We start from the raw sequence: 26019 nt of genomic DNA on the forward strand, positions 1-26019 counted from the left end.
AAACGAGCCGATCTTGTCGCTTTTCGCCCGCGAAAAGCATCCAATCAGTGGTTTTGAAGTGAGAGAAGCTTACGAAATGACGTATTTCAGCCGGAATCGGAACGGAATGTGGATCCGATACTTTAAAAAAGAGACTAAAACGTCCAAACCAAACCCAAAGGCATGCGCACTCCCGCGCATGCCTTTTACAATGCCCGGACCGCTTCCAGCGCTCCAATAAAAAGTTAATAAAACTTTACTTAATGTTAAGTATAGTGTACATTATGTTATATATACCGAACATCTTCATGGGAAGGATGAAAAGGATGCTGAAAAATCGGGTGAAGGAAATGCGTGCCCGCCACAGCTTGACGCAGAGCGACTTAGGTAAGCAAGTCGATGTGACACGGCAGACGATCGCATTTATTGAAAAAGGGGAATTTTCCCCGTCAATTACATTGTCACTGAAATTGGCGAAGGCTTTGCAAGTGGACGTCAATGAATTATTTTGGCTGGAAGGGGATGAATATAATGAAAAATGATTTTCGCCTAAAATATCCTTTGTGGATGATGGCTTTTATCGTGCTATTGGCTATAATCGCCTACTCACTGGATTCGCCTGTAGTGGAATACGTCAATAATAGTAATGAAACTAGTATGGAGATGACTATTGAACCTGCAAAGGGAATTGTCCTGCTCGTCTCACTTGTTTTGTATTTTACTTTGCTCGCCATCTTTTTACTCCAATTGAAAAAGTATAATCGGCAGAATCCTACTCAAAAAATTTCAGCAATTTCCATTCGGCCCCCTGAATATCTGGAGCAGGACGAAGGCATGACCTACATCACCCGCAAAGCAGTTCAAAAAGTTTACACATATATCACGTGGGCATTGCCTATTCTGGCTACAATCGCCATCATTCTGCCATTGTCCAAGCTCTACATTATTTATGGAATTTTAGCAGTTGCACTGGGACAGTACCTTATTTTTTATTTCGAAATCCGCAAGCACGTTAAGGAGGAAACCGAATGATTTACGAATACGCCCTGGTATTTATCGGAGCCGCAATTCCGTGGTTTGAAATCGCTTTGGTCATACCGCTCGGCATCGTTTGGGGGCTGTCGCCGTTTTGGGTCATGCTGCTGGCTTTTGTCGGTAATATGGTGACAGTGCTTGCGCTGATCATCGGCTTCGACAGATTCAAGGATTGGTACAATAAACGGCAGGAAGCGAAAGGCAAAACGCAAAATAAAAAAAGTGAACGCGCCAAACGGATCTGGAATAAATACGGGTTGCCGGGACTGGCATTGCTTGGACCAATCCTGATCGGTACGCATATCGCTGCCTTCATAGGAATGACACTTGGCGCGACGAAAAAGAATACAACAATTTGGCTGACAATAAGCATTGCCATCTGGACATTAACATTTGGCATCCTGACAGCACTTGGCTTTGATTTCTTCACACGGGAACTCTAAAGAAGCAGCAGTGGTGTGCTATACTAAAGCTATTCTGACTTAAAGGCGTGATCAATTATGAAACGAATCGAATCACTTCAAAATTCATTAGTAAAGCATTGGAAAAAGCTTGGAACCACTCGCAAGGAACGCGACAAATTTTCGGAATTCCTCGTGGAAGGGTTTCATTTAACGGAAGAATCCCTTAAAAAGAAAGATCTTGTTAAAGGATTGATCGTCCGTGAAGGCGTCGATATTCCTGACAGCTGGAACATAGAAGGAGTCACGTTGTATTCGGTGACTGCCGCAGTAGCGAAAGAAATTTCCGAGACGGAACATTCGCAGGGGATTTTTGCCCATTGCGCGCAACCCGAGTTCACTGAAGAGGATCAACAGAACTGGACGCGTCTATTATTGATCGATGCGGTGCAGGATCCGGGCAATATCGGCACAATGATCCGGACGGCATCCGCTGCCGGCATCGATGCTGTCATTCTTGGCAAAGGCTGCGCAGATCCTTTCAACCCGAAAACGGTTCGTTCAGCACAAGGTTCACATTTTCAGATTCCAGTTGTCCGCGGGGAGCTGGGAGAATGGGTGCCGCAGCTAAAATATGCAGACATACCGGTGTTCGGCACGGCATTGCAAGGAGCCATTCCGGTACACGAAGCTGAAACGAAAGAGAAGTTCGCGCTGATTGTCGGCAACGAAGGAAGCGGAGTTTCGCCCGAGTTGCTCGTACAGACGGAACAGAATCTGATGGTGCCGTTATACGGCAGCGCGGAGTCGTTGAATGTTGCAGTGGCGACAGGGATTTTATTGTACAGCCTCGTTCCGAAGAACTAAGGTTGATAATACAGTGGAACTTTCGTATAATTAACAGGTAAATAAAACACAAAAGCGTTGACCGGGAAAAGTACGGAGCCCATTTGCATCAACAGGAAGTTTGCGCCTTGACTGAAAGCGCGGATATGCAAACGTTTCGGAAGTTCACCCCGCGAGCTGCCGCCGGGACCAGCATGTTGCTGTAAAGGTGGGCCGGTGAAGAGCCGTTACGTAAATGAGTGATTGCCTCTGGGCGATAACTAGGGTGGTACCGCGAATAATGCCTCGTCCCTTTTCAGGGACGGGGCTTTTTTATGTTTAGAGGAGGAGAAAAAATGGAAGCACAATTGAATGAGTTGAAAACACAAGCGCTGGATAAGATTGCTGCCGCATCAAACGTAAAAGAACTGAACGCTGTCCGCGTTGCATATCTTGGTAAGAAAGGTCCGATTACGGATCTGCTTAAAGGCATGGGCAAACTGCCTGCCGAAGAACGCCCGAAGATGGGTGCACTAGTCAACGTGGTAAGAGAAGAAGTGACAGCGCGCTTAGAAGAGCGCATGGCGATTCTTGAGGAACAGGCAATCAATGAAAAATTGCAAAGTGAAACAATCGACATCACGCTGCCAGGACGTCCGGTGAAATCCGGCAACGCCCATCCGTTGACGCGTGTCATTGAAGAAATCGAAGATCTTTTCATTTCCATGGGATATGAAATTGAAGAAGGCCCGGAAGTGGAGAAAGATTACTATAATTTCGAAGCGTTGAATTTGCCGAAAGGGCATCCGGCGCGTGATATGCAGGATTCCTTCTATATATCTGAAGATATTCTTTTGCGCACGCATACATCACCTGTGCAGGCACGTACGATGGAAGCGAAAGGCGGAGAGCCGATCAAAATCATCTGTCCGGGGAAAGTTTATCGCCGTGATAACGATGACGCAACGCATTCACACCAGTTCACGCAAATTGAAGGGTTAGTTATCGGCGAAGATATCCGCATGAGCGACCTGAAAGGGACACTTTCTGTATTCGCCAAGAAAATGTTCGGGGAAGACCGTGAAATCCGTCTTCGTCCAAGTTTCTTCCCGTTCACGGAACCATCTGTTGAAATGGATATCTCCTGCTTCAAATGTGGAGGAGAAGGCTGTAACGTCTGCAAGAAAACCGGCTGGATCGAAATTCTTGGAGCGGGTATGGTGCATCCGAACGTATTGGAAATGGCAGGCTATGATTCGAAGCGCCTGACCGGATTCGCTTTCGGAATGGGACCTGAACGCATTGCGATGCTGAAATACGGCATAGAAGACATCCGTCATTTCTACACAAATGACGTCCGCTTTTTATCCCAATTTCAACGCACGGAAGTTTAAGGAGGAAATGACATGTTAGTATCGATAAAATGGTTGAAGGATTATGTAAATACACAGGAATTGCCGCCAGCTGAACTCGGCGAGAAAATCACACGTGCCGGAATCGAAGTGGACGCAGTAATCGACCGTTCGGAAGGCCTTTCGAATATCGTCGTCGGTCATGTGGAATCATGCGTAAAACATCCGGAAGCGGATAAATTGAATATCTGCCAGGTGAATGTCGGGGAAGAAACTACACAGATCATCTGCGGCGCACCAAATATCGCAGCTGGCCAGAACGTGATTGTTGCCCGTCCGGGTGCACGTTTACCGGGTGGCATGAAAATCAAGAAAGCAAAACTGCGCGGCGAAGAATCGAACGGTATGATTTGTTCCCTGCAGGAACTTGGCATTGAAGGCAAACTGGTTCCGAAAGCATACGCGGAAGGCATTTATGTATTGCCGGAAAACGCGGAAGTCGGTTCGGATGTCATCACTAATTTTGATTTGGATGATACGGTCCTTGAACTTGGTCTTACGCCAAACCGTGCGGATGCGATGAGTATGCTCGGAGTAGCATACGAAGTCGGGGCGATTCTGGAAGAAGAAGTGAAACTGCCGGAAATTACGTATAAAGAAGCGGAAGACAAGGCGTCTTCCATGCTGACGTTGAACATCGATTCACCGGAAGCCAATCCGTTATACGTGGCAAAAGTAGTGCGCAATATCGAAGTGAAGGAATCTCCGATGTGGCTGCAGCAGCGATTGATGGCAGCAGGCGTCCGCCCGCATAATAATGTGGTCGATGTTACGAATTATATCTTGATGGAATACGGCCAGCCATTGCACGCATTCGACTATGATTTGCTGGAAACCGGCAACATCACAGTTCGCCATGCCAAGACAGATGAACTGATTACGACACTTGATGGCAATGAACGCAAGCTTTCACTGAACAACCTGGTGATTACAAATGGTGAAAAACCAGTGGCGCTTGCAGGAGTCATGGGCGGTGCGAATTCCGAAGTCAGCAAGAACACAACAACAATCGTTATTGAATCGGCTTATTTTGAATCCGGCTCTATCCGCCAGACATCGAAAGAGCATAACCTGCGCAGTGATGCGAGTTCCCGCTATGAAAAAGGTGTGGATCCAAACCGCGTAATTCCTGCTGCAGAACGTGCCGCACAATTACTTTCGGAACTTGCAGGAGGAGAAGTCCTTGCCGGTTCGGTAATATTCGATCAGCTGCAGCGCGAAGAGAAAATCGTCAATGTGTCCCCGGATTTCATTAACAGCCGACTTGGCATGAAAATCCGTCTGGACGACATGCTGGACATATTGAACCGTCTGCAATTCAAGACGGAAGCGATGAACAATCAATTGATGATTTCTGTTCCGACACGCAGACAGGATATTCAAATTGAAGAAGACATTGTAGAAGAAATCGCCCGTCTTTACGGCTATGATGAAATTCCGTCAACCTTGCCGGAAACTGCAACGTCTCCGGGAGGATTGTCGCCGTATCAGCAGAAACGCCGCATTGTCCGTAATTATATGGAAGGTGCAGGTTTGCTCCAGGCGACTACTTATTCACTGACTTCTGAGAAATCAGCAACTCAATTTGCAATGAAACACACGGAATTGACACGGTTATTGATGCCTATGAGTGAAGAGCGAAGCACTTTACGCCAAAGCCTTCTGCCTCATTTGCTGGAATCCGTTTCCTATAACACGGCAAGACGCATCGATTCTGTTGCTCTGTATGAAACCGGCTCAGTATTCCTTAAAGGGCAGGATGAATTGCTCAATGAAGAAGAACATTTGGCGATTGCCGTGACCGGTTTATGGCTGGATAACAGCTGGCAGGGAGAAAAGAAAGCCGTCGACTTCTTTGTGGTCAAAGGTATTGTTGAAGGTTTAGCTGCCAAACTGGATGTGGAATTGGAGTTTGAACGCGGTGAATTGGATGGCCTCCATCCTGGAAGAACTGCGTTTATCACACTTGATGGCCGCCGCATTGGCGTCATCGGCCAATTGCATCCGAACGAACAGAAGGCGCGTGACCTGAAAACGACAATCGTAATGGAATTAAGCCTGGCTGAACTGTTCAAAGAACAGACAGAAGCTTTGGTATATACACAAGTGCCACGCTATCCGTCAATTACTCGCGACGTCGCGCTGGTACTCTCTAAAATAGTCGAAGCCGGAACGATTGAAAAACTGATCCGTTCTGCAGGCGGTAAACTATTGAAAGATGTTCGCGTATTCGACCTTTACGAAGGTGATAATCTTGAAGCCGGCAAAAAATCGGTGGCGTTCTCGCTGACGTATTTCGATCCGGAGAAGACTCTGACAGATGAAGAAGTAACTGCCGTGCATGAAAAGGTGGTTGCAGCATTGATAGAATCAGGTGCGGAACTGCGCAGCTGATAAAATAGAAGATAATCAACCGGAATCCTTGGATTCCGGTTTTTTGTTATTTCTTTCTTTAAGCTTGAGAAAATAAGTTTTAGAATGAATAGAAATGACTAGTAAAAAAAGAAAGCTATGGTAAAATTAATTTGATTAACATATAAAAAAGTTAAATTATGTAAAAATTTAACGAATGGTTACAAAGCCCTGGAGGTAAACGATGAAAAAGATTTTAGTTAAAGAAAGCGGCATGACTCTAGTAGAATTGTTGGCTGCAATTGCCCTTTTGGGAATTGTTTTATTTACCTTTATGTCGATCTTTACGCAGTCTGCGAAATTCTCTGCCCATAATCAGGAAACATTGACGGCTGTTCAGATTGCTGAGCAGGTAGTTTCAGATGTAAGGGATCTGGAGACGATTTTAACCTTGAATAATATTGGTAACTATAAAAAAGTCGGCAATTTTATTGAAGATAAAAATACATATGATCATTTTGTCATTAAAATATCAGAAGAAGAAGTGCAAGTGACTAGCCCAGATGCTCCGGCCACTGCACTTACACTAAAAAAAGCGAACATCTCCGTCAAAGCTAAACCAGGTTTTGGAATCAACGAACCGGAATTTAAGACAGAAATGTATTTGAAGGTTCAGCCATGAAAAATGAAAAAGGAATCACTTTAGTGGAATTGATTGCCGTACTTGCAGTAGCCGGAATCACAGTAGCGCTTATTGCCAGCGTTTTATCCAGCGGCACAAACGCTTCTCAAAGGACAAGCATGAATCAGCAGCTGCAACAGGAAGGAAATATAATAGTAGAAAAAATTCGTGCACAATATTTATTGAATCAAAAAGAAGACACAGTTCCCGATAAATTTGAAATCGTAGTCGAAAACGATAAATTGATTTTCAAGGATGATACAGGTACAAATATGGTTATCTCAGAAGGTTTTAAATACGATTTAGATCCGGCGTCAGCAGATAACACATCTCCTACCAAGAAAAAAGTGGTGCTTGATAGGACACAGAAATCAGTATTTAACCTGCTAATCCGCGGTAAAACTAATGGAAACTCACCGAACCAGGAATATAAAATTAACACGTCATTCAGCAAGTTAAATTAGGGGGATCACATGAAGACTTTCAAAAATGAAAAGGGATATGCGTTATTGATGGTGTTAATGCTGATCCTTCTGTTTACCGTCCTGGGAATGGGACTTATGGCGACGAATATGAATTCTGCGAAGCAGTTTAATACCAAGGAAGAACAAGTAAAAGCTCGGCATCAGGCAGAAATGGGAGTTTTACATTACCAAGCCCAACTGATAAGTATTGTAGAAGAAAATAAAAATAATGAAGTAGTACCTTGTGCTAAGTTTCTAAATGAAGTAGCAGTTTTATCAAATGATAATAATTCCGAATACAACGTAAGTAAACAAGATATAGAATGCGAGTTGTCAGAAGATGTTATAAAAATCTCTATTGAAAGTACAGGAAAATATATTGATAAGGAAGATAAGATTAAAGCTAAATTTAATATAAAAAATTCAAGCAGAACAAATCTTGAAGAAGGAGAATTACCAGGGCCTTCCGATTATAATGATGATACAAAAGTTGTTGAAGGAGGACTAACAGTTGAAAACGGCTTTTATTCTCCTACTGAGGATAGTTTATATGTAAAAGGGGATTTTAAAGTACAACATGGAAACAGCAACGGTGGAAATGATATTTTAATAAATAGAAATCTGTTCATTGACCAAAATATGTCTATACAAAATCACGCTTGCATAGTTACGAGAGGGAATCTAATTGTTAAAGGTAATATAACCTCTACAAATAAAGTTTATATATTCGTTTATGGAGATGCTTATTTTAAATCTAATACTTATAAATCAAGTAATAATAATTTCTTTGTAACAGGAAAAGTCTTCGAAAACGGGAAAGAAGTGCGCAACGATTTTGAACCGGTCCCTTCAGGATACCTCTATAATTATCACAATGGTTCAGATAGCGGGAATGATAAGAAAACCTGTCCTCTGCCAGGCTCCGGGAATCCTGGAAAGTTGTCTGGTAGCTGGCAAATAGATGAAAACATTGACGTTGATTATTTCGTAAATTAAATTTTCTTATTGAATTTGCTTTTGATTTTTTATTAAAAGATATTAAAAAATAATTTTTGCTTTAAGCAAATAAATAATAAAGTCATCCCAAATACTATATAGGGATGACTTTATTACATCGGTTTACATAATAAGAATATCCCTAACTCCGTCTCTTCCCAGCCAACAACCTCGCCTTACCAGTATTCGCAAAATGCCACTTCGTCAAACTCTTCAAATACTCCTCGCCGTGCTTCCGGATAATTTTTGCAGCCGCTTCATCCACAATCTTGCCGGCGCCTTTCGGAAGAGTGACGCCAGCTTCCGCGCTCATGCGATCCATTTCTTCCAGGAAAGCGACGCGCGCTATAATCGAAGCGCAGGCAACTGAAACATGAAGGCCTTCCGCTTTAGTCGAGAACAGAACATTCTCGCGGATAATATCTTTTTCACCCTTGATATGATTATAGTAAATGCCGCGTTCGGCAAACTGGTCTATGAGAATGGCGTCCGGTTTTACCGGTTCCATTTTTGCGAGCACATGTTTCAGCGCCTGGTTGTGGAGAAGGGCTTTTATTTTTCCTTGAGACCAGCCTTGTGCTTGAACTTTATTATATTTTTCATTTTTTAAGGTAAGGACCTTGTGGACGAATGCTTCTCGAAGATCCGGTGCGATTTTGCGCATATAATCATCATTGAGCAATTTCGAGTCTTTGACGCCAAGTTCGTGGGCGAGGGCCACTTTGTCTGCTGGCACGAAACAGGCGGCGACCGTAATCGGTCCAAAGAAATCACCGGTGCCGGTTTCATCCGAACCCAATACGGAAAGCTTCGCAAAATTTTCGGGAAGCTTGTCACCTTTAGCGCCGGAAACTTTCGTGGAAGTGTTGTCTGCTTCTCCCCATTTACCAGCTTCCCGTTCAGCTCCAGCCCCCTGGAACATGACTTTTCCGGAATTGTAGACGGTCACTACCGTATCAGTCAGTTTGGCTGTGAAGCGGACGTATTGCGCTTTGGCTGGCGTCTTTTTATTTTCATAATGCTTGATGATTTGGAGGAGACTTTCCTCTGGAAGTTTTAATACGACATTGGACATAGGACAGTCTCCTTTCTAATGATTCACAAGTTGCTTGTGTTCATGTTATGATTATGTATAGAAATAAATTGCATTGGCTGGAACATGCCGATGCTGTTATGCCGAGGCATAATTGATTGGGGGATGGAACATTGTCGGATCAGCAAAGAATTCGCACATCAGTTGAGATCTACGGCCATACTTACAAGATGGTAGGCACTGAAACCTCTGGCCACATGCGTTTAGTGGCATCTACAGTGGACGAGAAGATGCGTGAGATTCATGCGATGAATCCATCTCTCGATAGTTCGCGCCTTGCAGTATTGACTGCAGTAAATGCGGTACATGATAATCTTAAACTGAAAGAGCGCATTGAACAATTGGAAAATGAATTGAAAAAACCGAAGGGCTGAAGTAGATGCTAGATATAATTTTATTTCTGTTGCTAATTGCCGGCATCATTGTCGGAGCCAAACGGGGCCTTGTGGTCCAATTAATACATATGGTAGGGTTCATCATCGCGCTAGTCGTGGCATACCTCTATTATAAACCTTTATCCGAATACTTCGTCCTGTGGATTCCATATCCGGCAGTAACTGATGAATCCAGGTTTACGCTCGCGATCGAGCAATTGGATCTTGACCAGACCTTCTATCAATTATTTGCCTTCGCACTTATTTTCTTTGTCGTCAAATTCGGATTGCAGCTGATTGCTTCCATGTTCGACTTCCTGAAATATTTGCCGGTACTTGGTTTCCTCAGCAAAATCCTCGGTGCAATCCTAGGATTTATCGAAATGTTGATCCTGCTGTTTTTCTTCATCTATGTTTTCGCTTTGCTGCCGTTGGATATCATCCAGAACCAGCTCGAAAACTCAGGAATTGCCCAGGCAATCCTGGAACACACGCCTTATTTCTCTGAGAAAGTGAAAGAATGGTGGTATATTTATATGTAAGCACTGACTTCTCTCATTGCGGGAGAAGTTTTTTTGGAGTTTAGGGATAAAAAGTATATCCAGAGAAAGAGTATTACCAGATGAGCCACATTCACAGGAGGTCTCCCGATGAACAAAAAAGTCATCATCAGAACACTTGAAAAGATAGCTTTATATATGGAACTGAAAGGGGAAAACCCGTTCAAAGTGTCCGCTTTCCGTAAAGCGGCACAGGCACTTGAGCTCGATCAGCGCTCGCTGTCTGAAATCGAAGATGTCACGAAGCTGAAAGGCATCGGCAAAGGTACAGGCGACGTCATCATTGAGCTGTTGGACAGCGGAAAATCAACGGTTCTTGAGGAGTTGCAGGAAGAAGTGCCGAAAGGGCTCCTTCCGCTTATGAAATTGCAGGGACTCGGCGGCAAGAAAATCGCCAAACTGTATAAGGAACTTGGCATTGATTCTGCTGAAGCTTTGAAACAGGCATGCATCGATCACAATATCCAGAAGCTGCCCGGCTTCGGTCCGAAATCAGAAGATAAGATTTTGAAGGAATTGATGGAGTTCGACTCTAAACCCGGCCGCCATCCAATCTGGAAAACGGCTGAGGCGGTTGCAACCATCAATGAAATATTAGAGGGAATAAAAGAAGTCAGCGAGTTTTCAGTCGCAGGAAGCTACCGGCGGACGAAGGAAACGAGCAAGGACCTGGATTTCATTGTAGCGACTGGCGAGCCTGCAGTTGTCAAAGAGCAATTGCTTGCAGCGCTGCCGGTGCAGGCGACAATCGCTTCCGGTGATACGAAAGTATCCGTGACGGTCGAGTTCCAGGATCCGATTGATATTGATTTCCGTCTGGTTGCGCCGGAAGAATTTGTGACGGCGCTGCATCATTTCACTGGATCGAAAGACCATAATGTAAAGATGCGCCAGCTGGCAAAATCACAGGGTAAGAAAATCAGTGAATACGGAGTCGAGCAGGAAGATGGCTCTATCCAGACCTTCAAATCTGAAGAAGACTTTTTCTCCCATTTCGGATTGCCGTTCATTCCGCCATCTGTCCGTGAAGACGGACGTGAAACGGATCGCATTGAAGAATTGCCGGAGCTTGTCGCTGTTGAAGATATCATAAGCGACCTGCATATGCATACGGTCTGGTCTGACGGTGCGCATTCATTGAAAGAGATGATTGATGCTTGCCGAGGCCGCAATTACAAGTATATGGTCATCACGGACCATTCACAGTACTTGAAAGTGGCAAACGGATTGACACCTGAGCGTTTATTGGAGCAGAATGGTCAAATCCTTGAACTGAATAAAGAATACAGCGATATCGAAGTGCTGTCCGGAACAGAGATGGATATCTTGCCGGATGCTTCGCTCGATTTTGATGATGAAGTATTGAAACAGCTCGATTTCGTCATCGCCAGCATCCATTCCAGTTTCCAGCAGCCGCAGGAGCAGATCATGGAGCGCATTCATACTGCGATGAAAAATCCATATGTCCATATGATTGCCCATCCGACAGGACGTATTGTCGGCCAGCGCAGCGGCTACGATCCGGATATGGAGCAGCTTCTGGACTGGGCAAGTGAGTATGGTAAGATCGTGGAATTGAACGCCAGCCCTTACCGGCTTGATCTGGCTGTTGAATTTCTTGAAATGGCACAGGAAAAAGGTGTGCCGGTGGCTATCAATACAGATGCCCACGCCATTGACCAATTGGAAGTGATGGCAATAGGCGTGCGCCATGCACAAAAAGCCTGGCTGAAAAGAGATAATGTGGTCAATACGTGGCCGCTTGAAAAATTAAAAGCATTTTTGAAAAAATAGGAGGTGTCGCGAATGATCGCGGAACGCGCATTAAAGACACTCGAATTTTATAAAATCCGTGACGAAGTGGCGCGATACTGTACCTCTTCACTCGGTAAAAACCATATAGATAAACTGGTGCCGTCCGTTGAAATCCGGGAAGTGGAACAGCTGCTTGCGGAAATGGATGAAGCGGCCCAAGTGCTGCGTGTGAAGAACAACGTGCCGATGGGTGGGATTTTTGACGTCCGGATGCATGCAAGACGAGCGCAAATCGGAGGAGCGTTGAGCCCGGTTGAGCTGATGGAAGTATCATCGACAATCCGTGCCAGCCGAATCCTGCGCCAATTTTTCGAAGCAATCCGGGAAGAAGGGGATATCCAAGTCCCCCTATTTCTGGAGAAAAAGGAATCGATGCCGATTCTGACGCAGCTGGAGCATGACATCAATGCATGCATCGATGACAACGGCGGTGTACTGGACTCAGCCAGTTCAGCATTGCGGTCCATACGCCAGCAGCTGCGGTCCCAGGAAAGCCGTGTACGCGAAAGGCTTGAAAGTTTGGTGCGCGGCAAGAATGCAGCAAAAATGCTGTCTGATACGATTGTCACCATCCGTAACGACCGTTTCGTAATTCCCGTAAAACAGGAATACCGCAGCCATTACGGCGGCATTATCCATGACCAGTCATCTTCCGGCCAGACGCTTTTCATCGAACCGGATGCAGTGGTGCAGGCAAATAATGAAGTACGCCGTCTGAAAATGAAAGAGAAAGAAGAGATTGACCGTATTCTGCAGATGCTGTCGGCCCAAGTGCAGGAAGTGGCACACGACATCTTCGTAATGGTCGAAGTGCTCGGTGAAATCGATATGATTTTCGCCAAAGCGAAATACGGCTCAGCCAATAAATGCTCGAAACCTGCTATGAACACAGAGGGTTACATCAATTTGAAACGAGCCCGCCATCCTTTGATTCCGAAAGATGAAGTAGTCGCAAACGATATTGAATTCGGACGCGAGATTACCGCTATCGTCATTACCGGTCCGAATACCGGCGGTAAAACAGTGACGTTGAAAACGGTCGGCCTTTGTACATTGATGGCACAGGCGGGTCTGCCGGTTCCGGCGCTCGACGGTTCAGAATTGGCTGTATTCGACCAGATTTTTGCGGATATCGGAGATGAGCAGTCCATCGAACAAAGCCTGAGTACATTTTCATCCCATATGGTGAATATTGTCGACATCTTGACGAAATTCGATGAGAACTCGCTTGTCATCTTTGATGAACTCGGTGCAGGGACAGATCCGCAGGAAGGTGCCGCACTGGCGATTTCATTGCTTGACGAAGTCCATGGCAGAGGAGCGCGCGTCATTGCGACGACGCATTACCCGGAACTGAAGGCGTATGGTTATAACCGTCCGGGAGTGGCGAATGCCAGTGTGGAGTTTAATGTGGAAACGTTGAGCCCGACGTATCGTTTGCTGATCGGTGTACCCGGACGAAGCAACGCTTTTGAAATTTCGAAGCGCCTTGGGTTGCCGGAGCATATCATCACGCATGCGCAAAGCTTTACCGGCACGGACAGCCGCCAGGTGGATTCAATGATTGCGTCGCTTGAGAAAAGCCGCAGAGAATCCGAACAGGACGCAGAACGATCGAGCGAAGTGCTGAAGGAATCCGAGAAATTAAAAGAAGAGCTGGCTGCCCAATTAAAACAGTACGAGCAGAAAAAAGAGCAGCTTGAAGAAAAAGCGCGGGAAAAAGCACGCAAGATTGTCGACCAGGCCCGTACAGAAGCGGAAGAAGTCATTTCCGACTTGCGGAAGATGCAGCTGAATCAGCAAGGCTCCATCAAAGAACATCAATTGATCGAAGCGAAAAAACGTCTGGAAGGTGCTGCACCTGAAAACCGTATTTTGAAAAAAGCGGCTAAAGACAAACAGCGCGAAGTGAAATTGAAACCGAATGATGAAGTCAAAGTGATTTCATTCGGACAAAAAGGTACACTTGTCGAAAAAGTTTCCGACAAGGAATGGATTGTTCAAATCGGCATCCTGAAAATGAAGCTGCCTGAATCGGATCTTTCTTACACAAAACCGGAGAAGGAAAAAGAGGCGCGTACGATGGCGACTCTCAAAGACCGGGACAGCTATGTGAAGCTGGAGCTTGATCTCAGAGGCGAACGCTATGAAGATGCGTTGGCGCGTGTTGAAAAATACATCGATGATGCGTTATTATCGAATTACCATCAAGTTTCCATTATTCACGGAAAAGGCACAGGTGCACTTCGCCAGGGTGTCCAGCAGTATTTGAAAAAACATCCGCGCGTAAAAAGCTACCGCTTCGGTGAAGCCGGCGAAGGCGGTTCCGGAGTAACTGTTGCAGAATTGAAGTAGAGGTATAGGGGAGAATGAGCAATGTCAGAGACTGGGTTTTGGACGCATCCGCTTGTCGAAACGGCAGGCTATTTCAGTGTAGTAGTATTGTGTTTGATCGTGGCAATGGTAATATTCGAAGTCATCACCAAGTATAAAAACTGGGAAGAAATCAAAAAAGGCAATCTGTCAGTGGCAATGGCAACTGGCGGAAAGATCTTTGGCGTAACGAATATTTTCCGTTATTCCATCGAACAGCACAATACGCTGCCGGAAATGATTGGCTGGGGGGTCTATGGATTTGGCCTGCTGATTTTCGCCTATATCCTTTTCGAGTTTTTGACGCCGAAATTCAAAGTGGATGATGAAATTGAAAATGACAACCGTTCCGTCGGTTTAATTTCCATGATGATTTCGGTCGGGCTCTCGTTTGTAATCGGTGCAAGTATTTCATAGGAGTTGTGACATTTGGAAAATCTTATTAAGATCCTGATCGTTTGCTGTATTTTGTTTATGCTCGTCGGGGTTGTTTATCTTTTCATGTTTTAAAAGCAGTGGCCGCCAGCAGAAATTGCTGGCGGTTTTTCATATTTTGATCTTATTAAAAAATAAAGTTTGTAAGCGCTGACATATTTCTCTATAATTAAAAATAGGAATATTCACACGATTCTTATAATACAAAAGGAGGAAATAGAATGACAGAAAAACCATGGCTCGCGCATTACCCGCCTGAAATTCCACAGACCCTGGAATATGAGAGCAAGCCGGTACAGGATTATTTGACGCATACCTATGAAACCTCGCCGGAGAAAACGGCCATCCATTTCATGGGCAAAGATGTGACATACAAGGAATTGTATGACTCAGCGATGAAATTCGCCAGTTATCTTCAAAGTCTCGGCATCAAAAAAGGTGACCGGGTGGCCATCATGCTGCCAAACTCTCCACAGGCCGTTATCGGATTTTATGGTATTCTTTATGCCGGCGGCGTAGTGGTTATGACCAACCCGTTGTATACAGAGCGTGAAATTGCCTATCAGATGAAGAATTCTGGAGCAAAAGCGATTCTGGCAATGGATATCCTTTATCCAAGAATATCGAAAGTATTTAAGGATACCGATCTTGAAAATGTTATCATTACAGGTATCAAGGAATATCTTCCTTTCCCGAAAAACATGGTTTATCCTTTCATACAGAAAAAGCAATATGGGATTACAGTGAAAGTGGAGCATCGGGGCACCAATCATTTATTCTCTGAAATTATGAAAACGGCAACCACAGATGTTGCGAAAACAGAATTTGATTTTGAAAAGGATCTGGCTCTCCTTCAATATACCGGGGGAACGACAGGTTCACCAAAAGGCGTCATGCTGTCCCATAAGAACTTGATTTCAAATGCGACAATGTGCGATTCCTGGCTGTACAAGACTAAGCACGGTGAAGAAACGGTTCTCGGCATCATCCCGTTGTTCCATGTCTACGGCTTGACGACTGTGCTGATCTTATCAGTTATGCAGGGCAATAAAATGGTGCTTCTGCCGAAATTCGATCCTGAAACAGCTTTGAAAACGATCAGTAAACAGAAACCGACTTTATTCCCGGGGGCACCAACGCTGTATATCGGTTTGATGAACCATCCGGACATCAAGAAATACGACCTATCATCAATCAGCGCATGTTTGAGCGGTTCAGCACCACTGCCGGTCGAAGTACAGGAGAAATTTGAAAGTATTACAGGCGGCCGTCTCGTAGAAGGCTATGGCTTGACTGAAACTTCCCCTGTCACTCACTCAAATCTTGTATGGGGCGATCGAGTTAAAGGCTCAATCGGATTGCCGTATCCGGACACAGACTGCAAAGTGTTCCAGCCTGGAACGACTGAAATAGTGCCGCACGGTGAAATCGGCGAAATCGGCATCAAAGGGCCTCAGGTCATGCAAGGTTACTGGAATAACCCGGAAGCTACTGCTGCAACGATTGTTGATGGCTGGCTGATGACCGGCGACCTCGGATATATGGATGAAGACGGCCATTTCTTCGTAGTTGACCGCAAGAAAGATATGATCATTGCCGGTGGATTTAATATTTATCCACGCGAGATCGAAGAAATTCTGTATGAAAATGAAGCCATCCAGGAATGTGTTGTAGCGGGTATCCCGGATCCATACCGCGGCGAGACAGTGAAAGCATATATCGTCCTGAAAGAAGGCAAGTCGATTACAGAAGAAGAACTGGATGCTTATTGCAGAGAACATCTGGCAGCATTCAAAGTACCGCGCATCTATGAATTCCGGACTGAACTTCCGAAAACAGCAGTCGGCAAGATTCTCCGCCGCTCACTCATTGATGAAGAAAAGCAGAAGCTCAGTGAAGCTGTCCCTTCATAAAGCTTGACACAACAAGCAGTAAACTATAATATGAAAATATGAATGAATCGCCATTCATATTTTCATATTTTTTTGGGTGGTGAGGATTTGGTTAAAAAAGACAAACCGAAATACAAGCAAATAATCGATGCGGCGGTCATCGTGATTGCCGAAAATGGCTATCATCAGGCGCAGGTATCTAAGATCGCTAAACAAGCCGGGGTCGCGGATGGTACAATTTATTTGTATTTCAAAAACAAGGAAGACATTCTCATATCTGTTTTCCAGGAGAAGATGGCGGTTTTCGTCAGTAAACTGGAACAGATACTTGAAAAAGATCATTCGGCTGCTGAAAAATTGAAGCACATGATTGAGAGCCATTTTAATCTATTGGCGAGCGATATCCATTTGGCTATCGTCACCCAGCTCGAACTCAGGCAGTCAAATACCGAGATCAGGTTAAAGATCAACAGCGTCCTACGGGAGTATCTTTTGTTGCTTGACCAGATCCTGATCAGCGGCATGGAATCAAATGAGTTCGATAAGGATATGGATATCCGCCTTGCCAGACAGATGGTCTTCGGTACGATGGATGAAACCATAACGACCTGGGTCATGAATGAGCATAAATATGATCTGGTTGAATTGGCTCCGAAAGTCCATCATTTATTGATGAAAGGCATGCGTGCCTAAGAGAGGGGTTTACCTGTATGGAATTTATCAGTTATCGTGTAGAAGACGGTGTTGCGGTTGCAACAATCAACCGTCCGCCGGCAAATGCCTTGTCGCGCGCTTTAATCATGGAAGTCGATGAATTGCTCAATGCAGTCCAAAACGATGATTCAGTCCGCGCAATCGTATTGCACGGAGAAGGAAGATTCTTTTCGGCTGGAGCGGACATCAAGGAATTTACGCAAGTCACTTCCGGTGAAGAATTCTCTAAACTTGCGGCAAGCGGGCAGAAAGTTTTTGAACGGGTGGAAACATTCCATAAACCTGTTATCGCTGCAATTCACGGAGCCGCTCTTGGAGGCGGACTGGAGCTTGCAATGAGTTGTCAAATGCGTTTTGTTTCAGAAAATGCTAAGCTTGGATTGCCGGAACTTCAGCTTGGCCTTATTCCTGGCTTTGCAGGTACACAAAGATTGCCGAGATATGTCGGTGTTGCGAAAGCAGCTGAAATGCTGTTGACTTCCGACCCGATCAACGGAACGGAAGCTGCGCAATTGGGATTGGCGAACAGAGCGTATCCGGAAGAAGAACTTCTTTCGCAAACGCTTACAATCGCCAAGAAGATTGCCAAAAAGAGTCCGGTTTCAGTTAAAGCCGCGATTGATATGCTGCAGTATGCCAAGCATGCGGGCTATCATGAAGGTGTGGAAGCGGAAGCGAATTCATTTGGCACCGTTTTTGTGTCAGAAGATGCAAAAGAAGGAATCCAGGCGTTTCTGGAAAAACGCGAAGCACATTTTAAAGGGAAATAATACTTGGGAGGTCTACGTTAATGAACATTTATGTATTAGTTAAACGTACATTCGACACAGAAGAGAAATTAGTCATTTCTGGCGGCAAGATTCAGGAAGACGGAGCAGAATTCATCATCAATCCATACGATGAATATGCAATCGAAGAAGCGATCAATGTCCGCGATGAGCACGGCGGTGAAGTCACTGTCATCACGATGGGCGGAGAAGACGCTGAGAAACAGCTTCGTACAGCACTTGCTATGGGTGCAGACAAAGCGGTTCTTATCAACACTGAAGACGATGTAGAAGAAATGGACCAATTCACTTCAGCTTACATATTGGCTGAATATTTGAAAGATAAAGAAGCTGACCTTATCCTTGCGGGTAACGTTGCAATCGACGGCGGTTCAGGACAAGTCGGACCACGTGTTGCAGACCTGTTGGATATCAACTATGTTACAACGATCACCAGCCTTAAAATCGAAGGCGAAAAAGTAACGATCGTCCGCGATATCGAAGGAGACGCTGAAGAGCTTGAAACTTCATTGCCATTGCTGGTAACTGCACAGCAAGGATTGAACGAGCCGCGCTATCCATCACTTCCAGGAATCATGAAAGCGAAGAAAAAACCGCTTGAAGAACTTGAACTGGATGACCTTGATATCGACGAAGACGACGTTGAAGCTAAAACAGAAACAATCGAAATCTACTTGCCACCAGCTAAAGCTGCAGGCCGTATTCTTGAAGGCGACATTTCCAACCAGGTAACTGAACTTGTCGGCTTACTGAAGAATGAAGCGAAAGTAATATAAATGACAGATGCGGAAACGGCCGATGTCAAAACTGGCCGTCCCGTTTTGAACAGATAAAATGATTCGAGTTTTTACATCTACTTAGGAGGTAAACGGACTATGTCGAAAAAAGTATTAGTATTGGGCGAAACGCGTGAAGGTTCTTTGCGTAACGTTTCATTTGAAGCAATTGCCGCAGCTAAAAAAGTCTCCGGCGGCGGAGAAGTAGTAAGTGTTTTGATCGGTGATTCAGTTGCTGAATTCGGAGCTGAATTGGTGAATTATGGTGCTGACCGTGTAATCACTGTCGAACACCCGCACTTGAAATCATATACTTCTGATGGCTACAGCCAGGCTATGATGGCTGTCATCGACCAGGAGCAGCCGGAAGCATTGGTCTTCGGCCATACAGCAGTCGGTAAAGATCTTTCTCCAAAAATCGCTTCTAAATTGCAAACTGGTTTGATCTCTGATGTTACAGATATCGAAGGAGAAGGCGATGATGCAGTATACATCCGTCCGATCTATTCAGGTAAAGCATTTGAAAAAGTGAAAAATAAAGGCGGAATCGACTTTATCACAATCCGTCCAAACAACATTGCGCCTCTTGAAAGAGAAGAGCGTTCTGGCGATGTCAGCTCATTATCAGTGGACATCACAAACTTGCGTACAATCATCCAAAACGTTGTCCGCAAATCTGCTGAAGGTGTTGACCTTTCAGAAGCGAAAGTCATCATTGCAGGCGGACGCGGCGTGAAGAGTGCAGAAGGCTTTGAGCCATTGCAGGAACTTGCTGACCTTCTTGGCGGAGCAGTTGGCGCATCCCGTGGAGCATGTGACGCGGATTACGTCGATTACTCACTTCAAATCGGCCAGACTGGTAAAGTCGTAACACCTGACCTTTACATCGCAGCCGGCATTTCCGGTGCTATCCAGCATTTGGCTGGTATGTCCAACTCAAAAGTGATCGTGGCGATCAACAAAGATCCAGAAGCGAACATTTTCAAAGTTGCTGACTACGGTATCGTGGGAGACTTGTTCGAAGTTATTCCGATGCTGACTGAAGAGTTTAAGAAAGTAATGTAATTTATCTATGGAAGGCCTGCAATTTGCAGGCCTTTTTCTTCTGTTTATTCAGTGCCTAACAGGGTAAACCAGGAGTAGGCAAAAAAATAGCTAGTGAAAAAAACGCGTGCTATAATTTGAATATAGTTTGGTAAAACTAAGGAGGAATTATTCATGGCAATTGTACACGGAACAGATCAGAACTTTTCACAGGAAGTATCAGAAGGACTAGTACTAGTTGATTTTTGGGCAACTTGGTGCGGACCTTGTAAAATGATTGCTCCTGTATTGGAAGAGCTTGACGCTGAAATGAGCGATAAAGTGAAAATTGTAAAAGTGGACGTTGATGAAAACCAGGAAACAGCTGGACAATACGGCATCATGTCAATTCCGACTCTTCTATTGATGAAAGATGGAGAGACAGTGGATAAAGTTGTAGGCTTCCGACCAAAAGAAGCATTGGCTGATTTGGTTAACCAACACGCATAATTCTTAACCGGGTCCATGGTGGCCCGGTTTTTTAATAGGGTGAGAATATGGCAAACGAATTGATTCAACATAAATTAGCAGTACTGCCGGACCAGCCTGGCTGTTACCTCATGAAGGACCGGCAGGATACAATCATTTATGTAGGTAAGGCGAAGGTGTTGAAAAATCGTGTGCGCTCTTATTTTACAGGCAGCCACGATGCAAAAACGCAGCGCTTGGTCAATGAAATCGAGGATTTCGAATACATCGTTACGTCTTCAGATAAAGAAGCGTTGATTCTGGAATTGAACCTCATCAAGAAATACGATCCGAAATACAATATCATGCTGAAAGATGATAAATCCTATCCTTATTTAAAAATAACAGGTGAGCGGCATCCGAAACTGATCATTACGCGTCAGGTGAAGAAAGATAAAGGGAAGTATTTCGGCCCTTATCCGAATGCCTATTCGGCGAGTGAAACAAAAAAATTGCTCGACCGCTTGTATCCGTTGCGGAAATGCCATCAGATGCCGGACCGCGCTTGCCTTTATTATCATATGGGGCAGTGTCTTGCACCGTGCATAAAACCAGTTGAAAAAGAGACTTATACGGAAATGATCGATGCCATTTCGAAATTCCTGAATGGCGGTTTCCGCGAAGTCAAACAGGGCCTGGTCGAAAAAATGTCTGAGGCAGCTGAGAATCTGGAGTTTGAACGTGCCAAAGAGTACCGTGACCAGATCAGCCACATTGAAAACGTCATGGAAAAACAGAAAATGGCGATGAACGACTTCACCAACCGCGACGTTTTCGGCTATGCAGTCGACAAAGGCTGGATGTGCGTCCAGGTCTTTTTCGTGCGCCAGGGCAAATTGATCGAGCGGGACGTATCGCTGTTTCCGCTTTACCGTGATCCGCAGGAAGAATTCATGACTTATCTCGGCCAGTTTTATGAGAAGTCGAATCATGTGAAACCGAATGAGATTTTATTGCCGGAGGGTGAAGATGCAGAGTTGGTCAAGGATTGGCTCGGTGTCCGTACGCTTGTGCCGCAGCGCGGTAAGAAGAAAGATCTTGTGCTGCTGGCGAAGAAAAATGCTGAAATCTCGATCAAAGAGAAGTTCCAGCTGCTTGAACGACAGGAAGAACGCACAATTGGAGCTTGCCAGGAACTTGGCGAGGCGATGAATATTGAGACGCCGCTGCGAATCGAAGCGTTCGATAACTCGCATATCCAAGGAGCCGATGCCGTATCAGCGATGATTACGTTCATCGACGGCAAGCCTTCCAAAAAAGATTACCGCAAGTACAAAACGCGTACAGGATCGAAGCCCGATGATTATGCGGCTATGCGTGAAGTCATACGGCGCCGCTATTCACGGGTGCTGAAAGATGGATTGCCGTTGCCGGATTTAATTGTCATTGATGGCGGGAAAGGCCAGATGTCATCGGCGCGTGAGATTCTGGAAGATGAACTTGGCCTGTCGATCCCGATTGCCGGTCTGGCGAAAGATGACAAGCACCAGACTTCGCAATTGTTATACGGCGACCCGGTCGAAGTGGTGCCGCTGAAACGGACGAGCGAAGCGTTTTACCTGATGCAGCGCATACAGGATGAAGTTCACCGGTTCGTTATCACATTCCACCGCCAATTGCGCGGCAAGAATTCAATCGTGTCGGCGCTCGACGGACTGGAAGGCGTCGGTCCGAAACGCCGGCAGCAATTGCTCAAGCACTTTGGATCCGTCAAACGAATTAAAGAAGCGGACACTTCGCAATTGATGGAAGCGGGCATGCCGGAAAAACTGGCCGAATCGATTCAAAGGTATTTTGCCGAAGAAACATTGTCATCTGAATAAGTTCGTGTTATTGTAATAAACATAAATTGAATCACTTGTAAAAGTGGTGATAGAGGCGCGGGCGTCAAAAGTAGCCATCCGGAGATTTGCAGAATCTGTGAAGGATGAGGAAAGGGACGACCGCCGAAGTGTGTGAAGGCTGCAGCCGAACATGCTGGTTCTGCATTTAAGAGATGCAGGGCTGTCAGAGTCAAACTCTGGAGGGCTATCTCACATGGACGTTTTTTCGTACATGATTAAAGAGGTAGTTTGCCGGATCGACGGCAAGCTGCCTTTTTTCGTGTCTGGTACTGGTGTTCTTTTTGTGAAAGCGGAAATGGATGCCGGCGCTTTTCATGCTGGGGGCCACATACTAATGTGGGAGTGGATGATTAATGGAAACGATTGTTATGAAATTTGGCGGAACTTCAGTGGCGACGCCTGAAAAGATTATCGGAGTGGCTAAAAGGGCGATTAAGGAAAAAGAGCAGGGCAAGCGGGTGGTCATAGTGGTTTCGGCGATGGGAAAGACCACTGATACCTTGCTCGGACTCGCAGCAGAAATTTCTGCCGAGCCCCCGAAACGCGAGATGGATATGCTTCTTGCGACCGGTGAGCAGGTGACGATTTCATTGCTTGCGATGGCTTTCAAGCAACTGGGACACGAAGCGGTATCGTTCACCGGCTGGCAAGCGGGCATCGAAACTGAGTCTGTTCCGCGGAATGCGCGCATTGAGCAAATTCATACCGACCGGCTTGAAGCGGTCCTGAACAGCGGATTTTTCGCTGTAGTGGCCGGCTTTCAGGGCGTCGACCGCATCGGCAACATCACGACGCTTGGCCGCGGGGGTTCCGACACAACTGCTGTTGCGCTTGCAGCAGCGTTGAAGGCGGAGAAATGTGATATCTACACGGATGTCGACGGCGTTTATACGTCGGATCCCCGTTTTGTGAACGGTGCGCGCAAGCTGGAGCAGATATCCTACGATGAAATGCTTGAGCTCGCAAATCTAGGCGCAGGCGTACTTCATCCGCGTGCTGTAGAATTCGCGAAAAACAATAACGTCCCTTTAACCGTTCGGGCAAGCTATTCCGACGAACCGGGAACTATCATACAAGAGGTGGTCACTGTGGAAAAAAATCTTATCGTCCGTGGCGTAGCATTCGAGCCCGGCATTGCCCGTGTAACCGTTACATACAATAAACCCTTCAACGGTTCACTTGCGAATATCTTCATGACGCTGGCAGAAAACCATATCGACGTCGACATCATCGTGCAAAGCATTTCGGAAGAATTCCAGCCTTCCGTTTCATTTTCAATAAAAGAGGACAGTCTTGAAGAAGTGCGTCGTGTGCTCGATGACAATAAAGAAGCGATCGGCTTCAAGTCGACCGAATTCGAAGTCGGCCTGGCAAAAGTCTCAATCGTCGGTTCCGGCATGGTATCCAATCCGGGTGTCGCTGCCCGCATGTTCGATATCCTGCGCATGTCGGAAATTCCGGTCAAAATGGTCAGCACCTCAGAGATCAAGATTTCCGTCGTTGTGCCTGGCGGAGACATGGAGAAATCCGCGAATGCGCTGCACGAGGCATATGGGTTGGGTTGAGTATTGGAAAAGAGATTTTCCCTGCTCAGAGTTAGCTCTTCAGAAATTTTTGTGGGATAAAATAGTGAAAAAATAGCTTATGCTGAACCCGGCGGTTGCCGGGTTTTTTGTTTTTTTAGTGATAAAACCGTTTTGATGCATAAGGGCAAGAGCGGATTTTTCGCCGTGGCGGAAAAATCCAATGTCTGGAGGAAATCTTCGCGTATGCGGAGATTTTTTTCAATATATGTTTTTTCTGTTCAGCATTGATGATTCAAAATTAGTTTTTCCGGTACAGCACTGAGGATTGGAGAAATGTTATAATTCAGATAATTATAAGGGGAGGCGGCGGTTAGGATAGGGGAGAAAAGTTTTTTGATGTGGGAAGGGGTAAAGCTGCTAATGGAGCGGTTGCCGGCTGGGCATCCGGAGCAGCCATATTTGAAAAAGGAGTTACATCGGTACGAAGCTGGCTGGAAAGGTGAGCAGCGCTTGATTGCGAAAATGAGTGAGTTTCATTGGAGTGAACCTTATGAATTGCTTTGGGATGTCGGTTTAAAACTGGGCAACTGGAAAGCCCAAATGGATGGCTTGCTGGTGACGGAGCGCTGTGTCATCATTATCAGTTCGAAGAATATCAGCGGAAAAATCCATTTCGATGCAGTGACTTCTGAGTTTTACCGGTTTAATAATGAAGGCGAAAAAATGGTAATGGAAGATCCGCAGGTGCAGCTGGCCAAGCACATCCGCTTTCTCAAGCTGTGGCTGAAACAGAGGAAAATTTCGCATCCGCCGATTGATGGAGTGGTCGTCTTTACGCCGAGGCATTGTGAGTTTATTTCGAAGCCAGCGGATAAGCATATCTGCAAGACGTATCAGGCGGTTGAGACGATTTACACAATTCTTGAAGCGCATGTTATTTCGGCTGACTCCCCTAAGCCGAGCAGATTGCGGAAGCTGATTGAATCGAACAGTTATTCATACGAGCGACCGCCGTTGTGTGAGTATTATCGGATTGATCCGCGAGAGTTGAAGACGGGTGTGAAGTGTGTGGCGTGTGGGAAGATTGCGGTGGAGCGGTTGTTTAAAGTCTGGGAATGCAGAGAGTGCGGCCACCGGGATCCGAATGCCCATCAACAGGCTTTACAGGAGTATTTTGCATTGGTCAGTCGTGAGATTGATAATAAGGAATTTCGGCGGTTTAGTGGGATTGAATCACGATATGTTGTTTTCAGAATGCTTTCTGATGCTGGACTTGTAACTGAAGGAGCAAAAAGGAATCGCAAGTATATCAATGAAAACTAATTCTTTGTTTGAAAAACACCTATTCAAGTAGGTGTTTTTTTATTTTTATTAGCAAAAAGTTATCGCTACGCACATAAAACTGAATCTGCGCACATAAAATGACGTCACCGCACACAAATCCGGATCTGCGCACACAAATGCCTCTCACCGCACATAAATTCGGCTCACCGCACACAAACAGCCGCCACACCCCCACCCCCGACAAAATTTCCCCCACAAAAAAACCGCCCCCACACCCCGGATACGGTCAATCCACATTATATTCCACTCAAATTTGCTCTCGCAGATCCGTTTTCAGCGTAATTCGGACCAACTTCTTCTTCGGCAGCACTTCGTCGTAGGCTTCTGTCAAAAAGCCGCCGATTTTCTGCTGTTGCTGGGCCAGGAAGCCGGCTTCGAGCTTGAAGCAGCGGTTATCGAGTTTGAAAGGGCGCAAAACGAAGACAGTTTCGTCTTTGCCAGTTTTTTCTGTCACTAATTCGCCAAATCCGGCCTGCTCAAAAAAGTCGCCGGCTTCGTCCAAAGAGAAAAGGGGGAATTTCCGGGCAAGGGATTTGCCGGCCCAATAGAGGACGTCGTTTTCGTGTTTGCCCAGTATATCGGATAATACATAGTCGCGAATAATTTCATAACCGAAATGTTCGTTGGTTTCAGGTTCTTTTGCAGTCATCGTAAACCCACTTTCAATATGTAGAAACCCCGTAGGGAATCTTCTGAATTAAGACAAGTTGCCTTGACGCTCATAATTGAGCGGAGTACAATAAATATGTCATATTATTGTATCATGATGTTCCATGCAGTCAATGGAT

26 protein-coding genes, 1 riboswitch and 1 other annotated feature are annotated in these 26019 nt (G+C 45.5%); of the genes, 24 read left to right on the forward strand and 2 right to left on the reverse strand.

Annotation, left to right across the window (positions count from 1 at the left end; genetic code table 11):
- The first annotated feature begins 305 nt into the window (after positions 1-305).
- The 9 genes from DP120_RS16170 to DP120_RS16210 all read left to right on the forward strand — a co-directional run bounded on the left by DP120_RS16170 (position 306) and on the right by DP120_RS16210 (position 8146).
- A complete protein-coding gene (locus tag DP120_RS16170) occupies positions 306-521 on the forward strand; it encodes a helix-turn-helix transcriptional regulator (protein WP_112224679.1) in 216 nt (71 codons plus the stop codon).
- Complete coding sequence (locus DP120_RS16175; protein ID WP_112224680.1) at positions 511-1011, forward strand: hypothetical protein; 501 nt, start codon at positions 511-513, stop codon at positions 1009-1011. Before DP120_RS16170 ends, DP120_RS16175 begins: the two co-directional genes overlap by 11 nt.
- Entirely contained in the window at positions 1008-1457 is a 450-nt protein-coding gene (locus DP120_RS16180; protein WP_112224681.1) for a small multi-drug export protein, read from the forward strand. Before DP120_RS16175 ends, DP120_RS16180 begins: the two co-directional genes overlap by 4 nt.
- 57 nt (positions 1458-1514) lie before the next feature.
- On the forward strand, positions 1515-2282 hold the full coding sequence (locus DP120_RS16185; protein ID WP_112224682.1) for a TrmH family RNA methyltransferase: 768 nt from the start codon (positions 1515-1517) through the stop codon (positions 2280-2282).
- Between the two features lie 48 nt (positions 2283-2330).
- Positions 2331-2557: a binding site (T-box leader), on the forward strand.
- Between the two features lie 39 nt (positions 2558-2596).
- Complete coding sequence (gene pheS / locus DP120_RS16190) at positions 2597-3634, forward strand: phenylalanine--tRNA ligase subunit alpha (RefSeq protein ID WP_101801731.1); 1038 nt, start codon at positions 2597-2599, stop codon at positions 3632-3634.
- Between the two features lie 12 nt (positions 3635-3646).
- Positions 3647-6046, forward strand: coding sequence for a phenylalanine--tRNA ligase subunit beta (pheT, locus tag DP120_RS16195; protein ID WP_112224683.1), 2400 nt, complete (start codon positions 3647-3649; stop codon positions 6044-6046).
- A 202-nt stretch (positions 6047-6248) separates the two neighbouring features.
- Positions 6249-6686 carry a type IV pilus modification PilV family protein gene (locus DP120_RS16200; protein ID WP_112224684.1) on the forward strand — a complete coding sequence of 146 codons (438 nt, stop codon included), beginning with the start codon at positions 6249-6251 and terminating at the stop codon, positions 6684-6686.
- Entirely contained in the window at positions 6683-7150 is a 468-nt protein-coding gene (locus DP120_RS16205; RefSeq protein WP_112224685.1) for a type II secretion system protein, read from the forward strand. The genes DP120_RS16200 and DP120_RS16205 overlap by 4 nt, the downstream gene beginning before the upstream one ends.
- 9 nt (positions 7151-7159) lie before the next feature.
- Positions 7160-8146, forward strand: coding sequence for a hypothetical protein (locus tag DP120_RS16210; protein ID WP_112224686.1), 987 nt, complete (start codon positions 7160-7162; stop codon positions 8144-8146).
- Between the two features lie 142 nt (positions 8147-8288).
- Here DP120_RS16210 and rnhC read toward each other — a convergent pair whose 3' ends face one another.
- Positions 8289-9221, reverse strand: a complete 933-nt coding sequence (gene rnhC, locus DP120_RS16215) for a ribonuclease HIII (protein ID WP_112224687.1) — start codon at positions 9219-9221, stop codon at positions 8289-8291.
- Between the two features lie 131 nt (positions 9222-9352).
- Between rnhC and zapA the strand changes: the two genes are divergently transcribed.
- From zapA to DP120_RS16290, 15 genes are all read left to right on the forward strand, one after another.
- Entirely contained in the window at positions 9353-9613 is a 261-nt protein-coding gene (gene zapA, locus DP120_RS16220; RefSeq protein WP_112224688.1) for a cell division protein ZapA, read from the forward strand.
- Positions 9614-9618: 5 nt separating this feature from the next.
- Positions 9619-10155: a CvpA family protein gene (locus DP120_RS16225; RefSeq protein WP_084246399.1), complete on the forward strand. Its 537-nt coding sequence runs from the start codon at positions 9619-9621 to the stop codon at positions 10153-10155.
- A gap of 108 nt (positions 10156-10263) precedes the next feature.
- Complete coding sequence (gene polX, locus DP120_RS16230) at positions 10264-11967, forward strand: DNA polymerase/3'-5' exonuclease PolX (protein ID WP_112224689.1); 1704 nt, start codon at positions 10264-10266, stop codon at positions 11965-11967.
- Between the two features lie 12 nt (positions 11968-11979).
- The gene (locus DP120_RS16235; protein ID WP_112224690.1) at positions 11980-14343 is read left to right on the forward strand and encodes an endonuclease MutS2; all 2364 of its coding nucleotides are present in this window, start codon (positions 11980-11982) and stop codon (positions 14341-14343) included.
- A 21-nt stretch (positions 14344-14364) separates the two neighbouring features.
- On the forward strand, positions 14365-14778 hold the full coding sequence (locus tag DP120_RS16240; RefSeq protein ID WP_084246393.1) for a DUF350 domain-containing protein: 414 nt from the start codon (positions 14365-14367) through the stop codon (positions 14776-14778).
- Between the two features lie 239 nt (positions 14779-15017).
- Complete coding sequence (locus DP120_RS16245; RefSeq protein WP_112224691.1) at positions 15018-16709, forward strand: AMP-binding protein; 1692 nt, start codon at positions 15018-15020, stop codon at positions 16707-16709.
- A gap of 42 nt (positions 16710-16751) precedes the next feature.
- The gene (locus DP120_RS16250) at positions 16752-17381 is read left to right on the forward strand and encodes a TetR/AcrR family transcriptional regulator (RefSeq protein ID WP_112224692.1); all 630 of its coding nucleotides are present in this window, start codon (positions 16752-16754) and stop codon (positions 17379-17381) included.
- Between the two features lie 17 nt (positions 17382-17398).
- Entirely contained in the window at positions 17399-18172 is a 774-nt protein-coding gene (locus DP120_RS16255; RefSeq protein ID WP_112224693.1) for an enoyl-CoA hydratase, read from the forward strand.
- 20 nt (positions 18173-18192) lie between these two features.
- A complete protein-coding gene (locus DP120_RS16260) occupies positions 18193-18966 on the forward strand; it encodes an electron transfer flavoprotein subunit beta/FixA family protein (protein ID WP_112224694.1) in 774 nt (257 codons plus the stop codon).
- 99 nt (positions 18967-19065) lie between these two features.
- Positions 19066-20031, forward strand: a complete 966-nt coding sequence (locus DP120_RS16265) for an electron transfer flavoprotein subunit alpha/FixB family protein (RefSeq protein WP_112224695.1) — start codon at positions 19066-19068, stop codon at positions 20029-20031.
- A 153-nt stretch (positions 20032-20184) separates the two neighbouring features.
- Positions 20185-20499, forward strand: coding sequence for a thioredoxin (gene trxA, locus DP120_RS16270; protein WP_084246381.1), 315 nt, complete (start codon positions 20185-20187; stop codon positions 20497-20499).
- 47 nt (positions 20500-20546) lie between these two features.
- The gene (gene uvrC, locus DP120_RS16275) at positions 20547-22340 is read left to right on the forward strand and encodes an excinuclease ABC subunit UvrC (RefSeq protein ID WP_112224696.1); all 1794 of its coding nucleotides are present in this window, start codon (positions 20547-20549) and stop codon (positions 22338-22340) included.
- A gap of 42 nt (positions 22341-22382) precedes the next feature.
- Positions 22383-22556: riboswitch (Lysine riboswitch) on the forward strand.
- On the forward strand, positions 22555-22764 hold the full coding sequence (locus DP120_RS16280; protein ID WP_112224697.1) for a hypothetical protein: 210 nt from the start codon (positions 22555-22557) through the stop codon (positions 22762-22764). It overlaps the preceding riboswitch by 2 nt.
- Positions 22715-23926 (forward strand): aspartate kinase, encoded by a 1212-nt coding sequence (locus tag DP120_RS16285; protein WP_112224698.1) that lies wholly within the window; start codon positions 22715-22717, stop codon positions 23924-23926. The genes DP120_RS16280 and DP120_RS16285 overlap by 50 nt, the downstream gene beginning before the upstream one ends.
- Before the next feature lie 357 nt (positions 23927-24283).
- The gene (locus DP120_RS16290) at positions 24284-25210 is read left to right on the forward strand and encodes a nuclease-related domain-containing protein (protein WP_112224699.1); all 927 of its coding nucleotides are present in this window, start codon (positions 24284-24286) and stop codon (positions 25208-25210) included.
- Positions 25211-25478: 268 nt separating this feature from the next.
- Here the strand turns inward: DP120_RS16290 and DP120_RS16295 are convergent, their stop codons facing one another.
- The gene (locus DP120_RS16295; RefSeq protein WP_112224700.1) at positions 25479-25880 is read right to left on the reverse strand and encodes a YslB family protein; all 402 of its coding nucleotides are present in this window, start codon (positions 25878-25880) and stop codon (positions 25479-25481) included.
- Positions 25881-26019: the final 139 nt, after the last annotated feature.

The sequence above is a fragment of the Planococcus halotolerans genome (genome assembly GCF_003289955.1).
GTDB lineage: Bacteria > Bacillota > Bacilli > Bacillales_A > Planococcaceae > Planococcus > Planococcus halotolerans.